The following is a 12,219-nucleotide window of genomic DNA, read 5'->3' on the forward strand; positions in this document are numbered from 1 at the left end:
TTGTATATAGTTGCATTTCGCTATGCCTATGGAGAAATTTTCTGCACAATATGACTAAATAAAAGCAAACATACTTATTGGTGCAATTGAGTTGCTACACATGAACCATCCTCAGATTAAATTTAGCGATCGCCATTCTGACATCGACCTTTACCAACTCCAAGAATTATTTAATATTGCAGCTTTTTGGGCAAAAGGACGTAGTATTGAGGACTTAAACATCGCTATTACCAATAGCGAGCCAGTAATTTCTTTATGGGATGATACAAAACTCGTTGGCTTTGCTAGAGCAACTTCTGATGGTATCTATCGTGCCACAATCTGGGATGTAGTCATTCACCCAGACTACCAAGGCACTGGGCTAGGTAGCAAATTAATCACAACAGTTTTAAACCATCCCCGAATGAAATTGGTAGAGCGAGTATATTTAATGACTACTCACCAGCAAGGGTTCTATACAAAAATGGGTTTTATACCCAATAGCAGCACAACTATGGTGCTACACAACCAATCCAAACAGCTAAATTCCCTTTCCGCAGCAGAACTACAGTTTCAGGAATAGGGGTTAGAGGTTAGAGGCTAGTACAACAAGGCAAAAGGCAAAAGGCAAAAGTCAAAAAGCTTACAACACAAGCTTTTCGCTAACTTGAAATGGTATCTTTATTTCCACCGATCTGTACTAGAGGCTTTTTACTCAGCACTCAGCACTCAAAACTCAGCACTTTCTCAAGCTACAGGAATGGTAATTTGTACCCTAGTTAGTGAATCAGTTGATTCTGGACTTGTTAAATTAGGAAGCATTTCTAGTTTTGCTCCCATAACTTCTAATAATATTTGATTGAGTAATAATTTCATTCCGGGAGAAAAGTTAGCCTTCTCATCTTGATTTTGAGGAGGCTGATTATTATTTTGCATTAAATCAATCGGCTCACTTTCTGGTAAAGCATGGGTGGGAATATCTAAATAGATATGAGCCAAGTTATTAGTATCTGAAACTGTCGCCGAAACACAAATACTACCTTCTTGCATTTGGCTAATTGCCGTGTCTACTAAATTAACTAAAACTTGGCGCAACCAGCGATGATCTGCCAATACATGAACATCTGGATCTATGGGTGACATCTGCAAGGAAAAATTTCGATTCGCCGCCAGCATATAAGTTAAGTCTTTAACTTCTTGAAAAACTGTGTCTAAACAGCGCGGCTGAATATCTAACTTATTTGTACCGTATTCAGTTCGAGAAATGCTGAGAATTTCATCCATCAAATGCAGCAATTTCAAAGCTTTTTCGTGAGCTTGGGCGATAAATTCTCGTTCTTCTTCGGGATTTTCACATAAGTCTGACAAAATTAATTGATGCAACCCAATTAAACTATTGAGTGGCGATCGCAATTCATGGGTAGTACGTGCTAAAAAACCCGCTTTAAATTGACTCATCTCCTGCGCCATTTGATAAGCCAACTGCGTTTGTTTGATTTCTTGCCGCAGTTGTGACACAGTTTCTTGTGATTCTGATATTACTGGCGATGTGTTAGGACTAGTGTTTGCTGACTTGGCAAATAACCAACGAAAACCGATTCCTAAGATGATTCCGACTGCAAGATATGCCCAGTTGCTCCAGTTCATAAATATGGCAATTATTATTCTGATTAATCCAGTGTGATGCTTCCTTGACGCAAAATTTGCCAGTTTTCTCCTGTCCACTTAGCAACAGTGGAAGGTACACCAACCCCAGAAATTTCCTCAATAAGTCCTTTCGTCTCTAAGGTTAACGCATCAGGAAATTGCACCGTAATTTCTGCCATCCTTTGTAAAGGTGGCTGTCCAGAAAAGTTGGCACTGGTTGTGGCTAAAGGGCCTGTTTTTGCCAAAATAGAACGGGCGATCGCATTATCTGGGACTCGAATACCAACCGTAGTCGGATCAGTCGGGTTCATTTCTTTGGGCAAGCGATCGCTCGCTGGCAATACTAACGTTAACCCCCCCGGCCAATATTTACTTACTACTTGTTGCCAAATTTCATATTCATGTTCGCCACCCTTGACATAAGGCCATAAATCCTCAGCCTTAGCACCCATCAAAATCAAAGGTTTATCCTGGCTGCGCTGCTTGGCGGCAAAAATTAAGGCAGCTTTTTCTGGCAAAGTCGCCAGTGCTGGCACAGTATCAGTCGGAAAACTCACTAAACAGCCAGCCTGTGCGCCTGCAATCAAATCTTCTAGAGCAACTTGAGCCATATCTACCAATGTCAGAAGTTATGAATGAAAATACGTAATTTTTGTATTTTCACTCATAACTCCTGTCAAGGTGTAGGGATGTATATATCCAAAACCTTTCACCCCTATCACCTGTCACCTGTCACCTATCCCCTGTTCCCTACATACGCTAAAGCAAAACGTTCAACTCCTTCTAAATCAGAGTGGATTTGAATATCGCTATAGCTACCTTGATTTTGCAAAAGTTCTCGCACTGCACCCGCTTGTCCCGCCATCATTTCAATCAGCCACACGCCACCAGGGCGCAAATAACTGGGTGAGACTTCAATTAAATGACGAATATCATCTAAACCATCAGCACCACCATCTAATGCCAAATGTGGTTCATGCTGCTTGACTTCCGGTTCTAGGGTAGCCACAGTTTCAGTCGGGATATAGGGCGGATTAGAAACCATTCCACTGATTTGGCCTTTGAGAGTGGTTAATGGCTCCCACCAAGAACCTTGATAAAAATGAATCCTGTCGGCAAACCCCAGATTTTTGGCGTTGGTTTGGGCAATTTCTAAGGCGGCGTTGCTGTAATCAACAGCATGAATCGTAGCGTTTGGCAACCCATCCGCCAACCCAATGGCGATCGCACCACTCCCAGTCCCCAAGTCTACCCAATGCCCTTGATCTAATGACTTGACAACCTGTTTTTGAGCGATCGCCGCTACTGCTAAATCAATGATGCACTCTGTCTCTGGTCGAGGAATTAACACCGCACTCGACACCGCCAGTTTAAAATTTCGCCAAGGTGTTACACCCGCGATGTACTGCACTGGTACGCGATCGCACAATCGTTTCTGCCAAAGCTGTTTTAAATCTCTCAAAGACATGGCAATGGGTACTTCCGCCCAGTCTTTGAAAGATTCTAAACGCAGTGCCAAACGGTCTAAACCAGCGATTTCTTGCAGCAGCCAATCAACTTCTAATGGGGGTACAGCAGCAGCGATCGCAGCTTGAATTGCTTGCTTACGCCACTGCCAAAGTTGTAACCCAGAAACTATCTGTGGCTGTTGATCTGCCATGCTTTAACGTTTTGGCTTTGCAGGTTGGGCATTATTATTCCCACTATTTCCCGAATTTTTGGGTAAAGTCCGAATATACTCTCTGGATTCTTGAGAAGGCACTAACACCACTTGCTTGAGCCAATCTTCGTTCTTATCTTGTAAAGTCTTGATTACGCCATCTATGTCTATAACCTGAATATCCGCCTTGGGATATTTTGGTTTGACTTGGTTTAACAAACCTTGAGCATCTTGCTTACTCACAAACAAAGGTACAACTTGTTCTTTGTCGTTTGTCAGTTTAATAGGTACATAACCTTGATCTGGTGCAAAGCGAACCGCAAAAATCGGCACACTCCGAAACTGCTCTACTTTCTGACCGCTTTGGTTCAGTAATTCTAATGCGCCTTTGACATCCTGATCTACTGGTTTAAAAGCAAATACCAAACGGTTAGGTTGATTTTTGGTTTGTTGCAACTGCTGATAAATAATTCCCAACGGTACAGCTGTCACCTGGAGACTCTTGACAATTTCTGCCATTTTGGGATCGTTAGCGTTGGTAGTCCGCAGTTGATTAATAAAAGCCTGCGCCTCTTGACGGCTGAGATAAACACCTGTGACTGAACCACCCAGTTTCTTACCATCTTGATTTTCTGGTAAAGGACGACTCAAAGGTAATCCTTTATCATTGGTAATTAGATACACTGGTACTGAGTCTAGTTTTTCTTTGATTTGTTGTTCTGACAATGCCAGCACTGGGACATTACCGACAAAAACTGTGCCTAACAGAGTACTCCCGATTAAACCCAATGTTGCGCCCCAGCGAACTAATGCTTTCATGACTACTCCTCGCGTCAATGGTTTTTAATTAAAGTCAGACTAATTGGTTGGATTTGCACAGCACTAACTTGTTTTAGTTATATAGCAATCCATCTGAGATGTAAAAACGCCATAATGGCTATTAAATGGTCACAATCAACTCGCAAAATGGGAGATTTCTAAATTCTTGAGAACTCCTACGCTATTTTTGTCGCAGTCAATTGTGCTGCAACCTGATTTTTTTATTTGGCTTTGCCTGATTCCTGCACAAGAATTATAGATGCCTATTATAGACTGCTCTCAAAAAATGAAAACTTTTGCCGACCGTTGAGATGATTAATGCCATTTTATTGTCTTTCTCAAAAACTAGTGACGCGATCGCAAAATAATTCGTTCCATTTATTTATTGCCCATATCATTGCTTAAATCAATGCCTAGACTTACTCTCGGCTGATTTTTCTATTCAAAATATCATTCCTCAATTTTTGAGCAAACCGAAGAAACTAAATTATCTTTTTCTGTGGTATCTACAAGACTCATATTTGATTTGGGAAAAAATCAGTACACCCAGATCAGGCTTCTTTCCTACTCCCTACTCCCCATTCCCTAATCCCTACCTACACAACTAGATTCAGGAATCAAACCGTATTCCTATACAATCTAATTGTTAAACTTAGTACACAATTCGACTGCCACAAAAATTTTCTACTTCAACGATAGTAAATTCTAATTACAACTTAAAAATATAAAGAAATATCCTATCTCTGGATAAATACATAGATAGGATACTACCAAATTTAAAATATTAAATTTCAATCGGGATGACAGGATTTGAACCTGCGGCATCCTGCTCCCAAAGCAGGCGCGCTACCAAGCTGCGCTACATCCCGGATTTTTTAGTTGGGTGCTACTGACTTTGCCTTTCGCATTACCAGACATCTATTTTAACACACAACCTTTACTATAATAGCAGACTTAACATCGATTTGCCAACCATTCACCTTAATTTATAGTTAAAGGTTATGTATTAAGACACTCTGAAAAAGTGCTAAGTGGCAAGTGTCGAATAAAAATATTAATCTCTAAACTCGATCCCCTAGTACAGTACGGCGTAAATAAACAGACCAAACTTCGACCACGCTCAGTGATCATAAGTAACTGCTAAAAGGCTTGTGGTATAACTATTCTTTACTTTTGACTTTTGACTTTTTTACTTTTGCCTTGTTGTACTAGCCTCTAGTCAAAATATTTTAGTGAGGATACCAAAACATTCCCTTAATGCCTTCAGGGTCTGCCATAAAACCCATACCCCTATAGAAATCAACTACATGGGGATCAGCAAAGAGAGTGACATTACTGATTTCTTCACTTCTGAGTTTTTTGAGGACGTATTTCATCAAAGCTTTACCCAGCCCTTTACCTTGAAAGTCTGGATGAACTACTACATCCCAAATCGTGGCATTAAAAGCATGATCTGAGGTAGCGCGGGCAAAACCAATGAGCCGACGTTGGTTTCCTCGTACTTGCCACATTGAGGCGACGAGAAAACTATGCTCTATGGCTTTTTTTACTTTTCGCAAAGGACGACGTGACCAACCAACTGCATCACACAGTTCTTCTAATTCATACAAGTCAATATCTCTCTCAGTGCTGAAAACAATGCGTTCCGAGTTTCGCACCGCATCACTATTAGCACTAGAGTTACCAAATTCCCCTGTATGCTCTTCAAAGGAAGTTGCTCTGTTTGCCGTTACAGATTCAGGAGTACTAAACCAAGTTTTCCAAAAACCCATGCCAACGTGGTTCGGGTAGTATAACTGAATTGGCTACCACTCTTTTAAAGAGATGATACACGTTTTATCAAGTTAGTGCCATCTTTTACCCTACACCCTGAGTTTTTCAGATTTTGTTGGGATCATTGAATGACAACAGCTTTTAATCGCGTGTTTTGTACCAATCATTTTCAACTTTAGCATTTTGTTGTAAAGTCCAGGGAAAATTCCCCAAAAGGCAAAGTTTTGAGAGTCAATTTTATATATGGCGGTAGTCAGATGTGTTAGGACAATTTGAAAGCTTGAATGCCAGGAATCATAAGACTTTTCCTCCTGACTTCTGCCTTCTGGAGACACTTGCGTGGGCGGTTTTCCCACGCCAGTCGCTACAACGGAGGGAACCTCCGCAACGCGCTGGCTCGACTTGAGCAAAGTGTCGTCCTCCTGACTCCTGCCTTCTGTTATATGAATATGGGTATTAACTACTGGTTGTTGGGAATAATGTTTATTACTAGCATCCAGTCCCCAGTCCACAGCCCCCAGGTGAAAACAGCAAGCGAGTCTTACCCCCAACAATGGCTTCTGGTTTAAAATCTTCGACACTAGAACTCCTAAAACGCTTTAACCGAGCGTTTCCCCAGTTTTATGAGCAATTTGTCAGCAGTGAGATTCAACTGCAAAATCTCCGATTAGCTTACCGTCTATATAAAACCAGACGTGCCGTTATCGAGTTGAAGCCGGAAGGTAGTAAAAGTGCGCTGCATTTTGCCTACCGTAACCAATCTTTTCTCCTCAGTGATATTTTTGGTGTGCTGGCAGCTTATGGCTTGACCATTCACGGTCTGAGTCTGTATGGTCAAATTCGACCACCAATGTTAGTTTTCATCAAACTTTTAGTCTCTCGCGGTAGCAAAGCTTTGACAGAGAAAACCGCAGAAAATGTCTGTCGGGCAATTCGAGAGGCTTTAGGAGGGCGCTTTGAAGTCGAAGAAATGCTGGCAGTAGAATTTAATTTAGATGCTGGCTTAGAACAAGTACAGACTGAGTTTTATGTCGATCCTGTATTTCATCTGCCGGCTTTGGTGATTGAAGCAGATAACCAACCAGGATTGTTTTACAAAGTGATGTACGCTATCTGGCAAGAAGATTTGCTAGTAGTTAACGCGAATTTGTTGGTTTGGCGAGGACGCACGCGGCTGATTCTCTATTTGTTGGGGCCAAATGAAAGCTTAATTCCTGAATATCTCGGACACAAAATAGCTGAAGGAGTCCGACAGCGTTTGTTGGGGAAATAATTTGCTAGTACAAAAAGGCAAAAGGCAAAAAGAAAAATAACGATAGCACAAGCATTTTAGCAATTCCAGATAGTCTGTTTATTTACACCGACCTGTACTAGCCTCCAGTCTCTAGCCCCTAACCCCTCATCTCTCCCACATTTTTTGTTCTGTATTTAGTCGTACCCATGCTTGGAGGTACGATATAAATATGGCAACCATAGAAATCTTAGGCGTTCCACACGCATACGAGTTAACGGCTCCCACTGCTTGCCCCCATGCTTTGGTATTCATCCACGGTTGGCTAAATAGTCGTGGGTACTGGCAACCTGTGATTTCCCGTCTGTCCGTAGATTTACAGTGTTTATCTTATGATTTACGCGGTTTTGGTGAGTCCCAATCCTATGCAGAAACTGATGTAAATCGTTTACAAAGTACTGTTGGTTTAACATCCCAATTGCTGGTTAGTTCTAGTTCCCAATTTGGTTCTCTGTATACGCCAACTGCTTATGCTCAAGATTTAGCAGCTTTATTACAAGAGCTAAATATTACCAGTGCTTGGTTGATTGGGCATTCTTTGGGCGGTACGATCGCACTTTGGGCAGCAGCTTTACTACCTGATGTGGTTCAAGGTGTCATCTGTATCAACGCTGGCGGTGGGATTTATCTCAAGGAAGCTTTTGAAAAATTTCGTTCAGCAGGTCAAAGATTTTTACAAGTTCGTCCGCGCTGGCTATCTCAAATCCCTTTGATTGACTTGCTATTTACTAGAGACAGTGTAGTCCGCCCTCTAGATCGGTATTGGGCGCGTCAAAGAGTGATAGATTTTGTGGTTGCTGACCCAGAAGCAGCGTTGGGAGCGTTATTAGATTCCACAACAGAAGAAGAAGTAAATCGCCTACCCCAGTTGGTTTCGCAATTAAAACAGCCTGTATATTTTTTGGCTGGTGCCGATGATAAGGTCATGGAACCCAAGTATGTTCGCCATTTAGCCAGCTTTCATCGGCTTTTTCAATACTGTGGTGACAATGTGATTGAAATTCCTAATTGTGGACATTTAGCTATGTTAGAACAACCAGATGCCGTTGCCAGCCATATTCGCGCAATTGTCAGTGGTCAAGAGTCAATGGTCAAAAGTTTTGGATAAAGAACAAATGACCAAGGACAAAGGACATATAACCATTACACTTGATACAACTTCATCACCTGACCCAGAGATAACCGCGACTCTACACCCAAAGTCAAGGGTGAGATATGACCGCGAGATAAATGGTCAGACGCGGCGCAGGCAATCATAGCGGCGTTATCGGTACAAAATTTCAGGGGTGGGAATAAAACACGCAGGTTATGTTCACTGGCGGCGGCTTGCAAGTGCTGTCTCAAGCCGCTATTTGCTGCTACTCCACCACCAACAGCAATGGTATTGAGTCCATAGTCCAGGGCGCAAGCGATCGCTCTTTTGGTGAGTGCCTTGGCTACAGTTGCCTGAAAACTGGCTGCTAAGTCTGCCACAGGCACTTGCTCGCCATTTTTGTCAAATTGCTGCACTAACCTGAGTACGGCTGTCTTTAAGCCACTAAAACTGCCATCATAGCGATGAAATCCGCCACCAGGTAGAGAAACTTTTCCTTCTGGCAAGGCAAAAGCTTGGGGATCGCCCTGCTGTGCTAACTTGTCAATTACAGGGCCACCTGGATAACCTAGATTTAACAAGCGTGCCACCTTATCAAAGGCTTCCCCTGCCGCATCATCACGGGTTTCACCCAGGGTTTCGTAGTTACCACAGTCTTTAACATAAATCAAGCTTGTATGTCCGCCTGAAACCAGTAAGCTAAGAAAAGGGGGATCTAAAGTTGGCTCACTCAAGTAAGTCGCACAAATGTGGCCTTCGAGGTGATGGACTCCCAAAAATGGTTTATTGTGTACGATCGCTAAAGTTTTGGCAGCAGTTAATCCCACCAATAACGCTCCCACTAAACCAGGGGCGCAAGTGGCAGCGATGCCATCGATTTCTGACCAGTCTAATTTTGCCTGTTCCAGAGCTTGGGCGATCGCTTGGTTGATCGTCTCTAAATGCTGGCGTGATGCCACCTCTGGGACAACTCCACCATATTGCTGATGAACTGGAATTTGGGAGGCGATAATACTACTGCGAACTTGACGATTGTTAACAATTGCGACGGCAGTTTCATCACAACTGGTTTCGATTGCTAAAACGTTTGCCATCTGAGGGTTCTACAAAATAACGATTTGTTTGAGAAGCTTTAACTTTTATTTACTTAAACTTTACTCGGTTCCCAGGCAAGAGTATGATGACTTGCTAGTTAGCCAAATAAAGAATGTACAAGCCGCTTCGTTTTGTACAAAAAACTTTTTCTTTTGTAATAAAAGGAAACAACTCCATGCGACGATTGTTTGCTTTGATTTTAGCGATTTGTCTTTGGTTCAATTTTGCTCCCCCAGCGACAGCTCTAGGGGCTAATCTTACACCCTGCCAAGACAACCCCGCATTTCAAGCACTAGCTAAAAATGCCCGAAATACAACTGCCGATCCCCAATCCGGTCAAAAGAGATTTGAGCGTTACTCTCAAGCACTCTGTGGCCCTGAAGGCTATCCTCACCTGATTGTTGATGGCCGTCTAGACCGCGCTGGTGACTTTTTGATTCCCAGCATTCTATTTCTCTACATTGCTGGCTGGATTGGTTGGGTAGGCCGTGCTTACCTAATCGCAGTGAGAAAAGAATCTGACACCGAACAAAAAGAAATCCAAATTGATTTGGCTTTGGCACTACCCCTAATTGCCACAGGTTTTGCTTGGCCAGCAGCTGCTTTGAAAGAATTCCTTTCTGGCGAATTAACTGCTAAAGATTCTGAGATCCCCGTTTCTCCTCGTTAGGTTTTGCTTAACTGATTCATTGTTTTGGAGATTAAATACATGGCTGAAAAAGGCGATCAATCATCCTATTTGATTAAATTTATTTCCACAGCACCAGTGGCAGCTACAATCTGGCTGACAATTACAGCAGGCATTTTGATTGAGTTTAACCGCTTTTTCCCAGACCTACTGTTCCACCCACTGCCATAACCAAAGCATTGGGATTTTAAACTGTTGCATGTGTAATTGAGAGGCGAACATCGAATTATGGCGCAAGCAGTAGACGCATCTAAAAATTCACCCAGCGATGTGAGAAACAGAGAAGTCGTGTTTCCCGCAGGTGGCGATCCTCAGTTGGGTAATCTCGAAACCCCAGTTAATTCTTCTCCCGCAATCAAGTGGTTCATCAATAACCTGCCAGCTTATCGTCTAGGTTTAACTCCTTTCAGACGTGGACTAGAAGTTGGTATGGCACATGGCTACTGGATATTTGGCCCCTTCGCTAAATATGGCCCACTGCGTAGTGCAGAAAACGCTAACCTAGCAGGCTTATTAGGTGCGATCGCCCTAGTAATTTTTCTGACAGGTGGCTTATCTTTATATGCCAATAGCAATCCCCCCAAAGCCCTGAATAGCGTAACTGGCGCTTCAGCTCCAGATGCTTTCCTATCTAAAGAAGGCTGGAATAACTTTGCTAGTGCTTTCTTAATTGGTGGTATTGGTGGTGCAGTAGTTGCTTACTTCTTAACTAGCAATATCGCACTCATTCAAGGCTTAATCGGCTAATTGGTTTTTGGTAATTGGTAATTAGTGATTAGTAATTCTAATTACTGATTACCATTTGCCAAACTATGAGAGGCTAGGGGCTAGTACAAAAAGGCAAAAGTAAAAAGGTGAGCCATTGCGGTGGACGGGTTTCCCGGCATAAAGCAAATGGTGAACCCGAAGGGCAAAAGTAAAAAGAAAGAATAGTGATATCACAAACCTTTGAGCAATTTTAGATGTCTATTTATTTCCGCTATGCTGTACTAGAGGTTAGAGGCTAGTTTTTTAGAAGTCAGATTATCAAAATCAAAAAATGGATAGCCATTAAAAAATTTTAAGGACACATAGAATTATGTGTCCTTAATTATTTGGTGCTAAAAATGCTTGGGTGTGATTATTCAAATATCGCTGCTTCAATCGCTGCAAGTGCTGTTTCAAAATCGTCATTGACAATTTGAATATCAAATTCATCAGCAGCTGCGATTTCTGCCTTGGCGCGGACTAGTCGACGGGAAATTGCTTCTTCAGAGTCTTGTCCACGGCCACGTATCCGTTTTTCTAATTCATCAAAAGAAGGCGGCAAAATAAAAATGCTGAGAGCATTAGGAAAGGAAGCGCGAATTTGTCTTGCCCCTTCTAATTCAATTTCCAGCACTACTAACTTACCAGACTGAATTTGATTGACTACAGTTTCTCGCGGAGTACCGTAATAATTCCCCGCAAATTCCGCCCACTCTAAAAATTCACCTTGAGCAACCAGTTGTTCAAATTTACTACGGTTAATAAAGTAATAATTTTTGCCATCAATTTCTCCGGGGCGAGGAGAACGAGTTGTCACGGATACAGAATAATACAGTTGCGGATGACGCTCTAACAGCGATCGCATTAAGGTGCCTTTGCCAACACCACTAGGGCCAGTTAAAACAATTAACTTGCCTGTAGGCGGGCATTCTGTGGTAGTAGCACTAGTCTGGATGGGTAAAACTTGCATCATCCGTTCAACCTGTGAATTAATCAACAATCATGATTTGTGAGTTTCTGTTCGTTGTCAGGCTGACCTCGACTAACGAATTTGTAGCACTGGTGACAGAAAACCAGTCTAATTCACATAGTACTGCCGATATGGTGCAAATAGAATAGTCGTTTGTCAACTATCCTTGGTTAATTATCTACAGCATGGTGATCGCGGGAAATCACGAACCGATTTGCTACCGTTTCGGGCTGAATTGCGGAAAGGATGACATGGTTAGAATCAGTGATAATTACAGCCCTTGTCCGACGACCATAAGTGGCATCAATCAGCTGGTTTTTTTCCCGCGCATCAGTGATAATCCGCTTAATTGGCGCAGATTCTGGACTGACGATCGCAACTACTTTGTTAGCCGAGACAATGTTGCCGAAACCGATATTTATTAATTGAATGTCCATAAAATAACTGAGACTAAATG

14 protein-coding genes and 1 tRNA gene are annotated in these 12,219 nt (G+C 42.3%); 6 read left to right on the forward strand and 9 right to left on the reverse strand.

All coding sequences use genetic code 11. The annotated features are described in order from the left end of the window. Positions 1-100: 100 nt before the first annotated feature. The gene (locus H6G74_RS03740) at positions 101-562 is read left to right on the forward strand and encodes a GNAT family N-acetyltransferase (protein ID WP_190966370.1); all 462 of its coding nucleotides are present in this window, start codon (positions 101-103) and stop codon (positions 560-562) included. A 164-nt stretch (positions 563-726) separates the two neighbouring features. On the opposite strand, the gene H6G74_RS03745 is transcribed toward H6G74_RS03740, so the two are convergent. From H6G74_RS03745 to H6G74_RS03770, 6 genes are all read right to left on the reverse strand, one after another. Further along, on the reverse strand, positions 727-1,626 hold the full coding sequence (locus H6G74_RS03745) for a sensor histidine kinase (protein ID WP_190966371.1): 900 nt from the start codon (positions 1,624-1,626) through the stop codon (positions 727-729). A gap of 23 nt (positions 1,627-1,649) precedes the next feature. Then, positions 1,650-2,237, reverse strand: a complete 588-nt coding sequence (locus H6G74_RS03750; RefSeq protein ID WP_190966372.1) for an L-threonylcarbamoyladenylate synthase — start codon at positions 2,235-2,237, stop codon at positions 1,650-1,652. Positions 2,238-2,362: 125 nt separating this feature from the next. Then, a complete protein-coding gene (prmC, locus tag H6G74_RS03755) occupies positions 2,363-3,286 on the reverse strand; it encodes a peptide chain release factor N(5)-glutamine methyltransferase (protein WP_190966373.1) in 924 nt (307 codons plus the stop codon). 3 nt (positions 3,287-3,289) lie between these two features. Further along, positions 3,290-4,105 carry a Tic22 family protein gene (locus H6G74_RS03760; protein ID WP_190966374.1) on the reverse strand — a complete coding sequence of 272 codons (816 nt, stop codon included), beginning with the start codon at positions 4,103-4,105 and terminating at the stop codon, positions 3,290-3,292. 795 nt (positions 4,106-4,900) lie between these two features. Further along, positions 4,901-4,974 (reverse strand) — tRNA-Pro (locus tag H6G74_RS03765). Positions 4,975-5,334: 360 nt separating this feature from the next. Next, positions 5,335-5,877 carry a GNAT family N-acetyltransferase gene (locus tag H6G74_RS03770; RefSeq protein WP_190966375.1) on the reverse strand — a complete coding sequence of 181 codons (543 nt, stop codon included), beginning with the start codon at positions 5,875-5,877 and terminating at the stop codon, positions 5,335-5,337. Positions 5,878-6,431: 554 nt separating this feature from the next. Between H6G74_RS03770 and H6G74_RS03775 the strand changes: the two genes are divergently transcribed. Further along, positions 6,432-7,151, forward strand: a complete 720-nt coding sequence (locus H6G74_RS03775; protein WP_062296711.1) for a hypothetical protein — start codon at positions 6,432-6,434, stop codon at positions 7,149-7,151. Positions 7,152-7,341: 190 nt separating this feature from the next. After that, positions 7,342-8,277 carry an alpha/beta fold hydrolase gene (locus H6G74_RS03780; protein WP_190966376.1) on the forward strand — a complete coding sequence of 312 codons (936 nt, stop codon included), beginning with the start codon at positions 7,342-7,344 and terminating at the stop codon, positions 8,275-8,277. Positions 8,278-8,312: 35 nt separating this feature from the next. On the opposite strand, the gene tsaD is transcribed toward H6G74_RS03780, so the two are convergent. Next, positions 8,313-9,356: a tRNA (adenosine(37)-N6)-threonylcarbamoyltransferase complex transferase subunit TsaD gene (tsaD, locus tag H6G74_RS03785; RefSeq protein ID WP_190966377.1), complete on the reverse strand. Its 1,044-nt coding sequence runs from the start codon at positions 9,354-9,356 to the stop codon at positions 8,313-8,315. Between the two features lie 176 nt (positions 9,357-9,532). Between tsaD and H6G74_RS03790 the strand changes: the two genes are divergently transcribed. The 3 genes from H6G74_RS03790 to H6G74_RS03800 are packed head-to-tail and all read left to right on the forward strand — an operon-like array spanning position 9,533 to position 10,792. Next, a complete protein-coding gene (locus tag H6G74_RS03790) occupies positions 9,533-10,027 on the forward strand; it encodes a Photosystem I reaction center subunit III (RefSeq protein ID WP_190966378.1) in 495 nt (164 codons plus the stop codon). 39 nt (positions 10,028-10,066) lie between these two features. After that, the gene (gene psaJ, locus H6G74_RS03795) at positions 10,067-10,216 is read left to right on the forward strand and encodes a photosystem I reaction center subunit IX (RefSeq protein ID WP_062296705.1); all 150 of its coding nucleotides are present in this window, start codon (positions 10,067-10,069) and stop codon (positions 10,214-10,216) included. A 57-nt stretch (positions 10,217-10,273) separates the two neighbouring features. After that, positions 10,274-10,792 carry a photosystem I reaction center protein subunit XI gene (locus tag H6G74_RS03800; protein WP_190595024.1) on the forward strand — a complete coding sequence of 173 codons (519 nt, stop codon included), beginning with the start codon at positions 10,274-10,276 and terminating at the stop codon, positions 10,790-10,792. A 373-nt stretch (positions 10,793-11,165) separates the two neighbouring features. On the opposite strand, the gene gmk is transcribed toward H6G74_RS03800, so the two are convergent. After that, positions 11,166-11,765, reverse strand: coding sequence for a guanylate kinase (gene gmk, locus H6G74_RS03805; RefSeq protein WP_190966379.1), 600 nt, complete (start codon positions 11,763-11,765; stop codon positions 11,166-11,168). 167 nt (positions 11,766-11,932) lie between these two features. Beyond that, complete coding sequence (remA, locus tag H6G74_RS03810) at positions 11,933-12,199, reverse strand: extracellular matrix/biofilm regulator RemA (RefSeq protein WP_190966380.1); 267 nt, start codon at positions 12,197-12,199, stop codon at positions 11,933-11,935. Between the last annotated feature and the right edge of the window lie 20 nt (positions 12,200-12,219).

Source organism: Nostoc spongiaeforme FACHB-130 (assembly GCF_014698475.1).
Taxonomy (GTDB): domain Bacteria; phylum Cyanobacteriota; class Cyanobacteriia; order Cyanobacteriales; family Nostocaceae; genus Nostoc_B; species Nostoc_B spongiaeforme.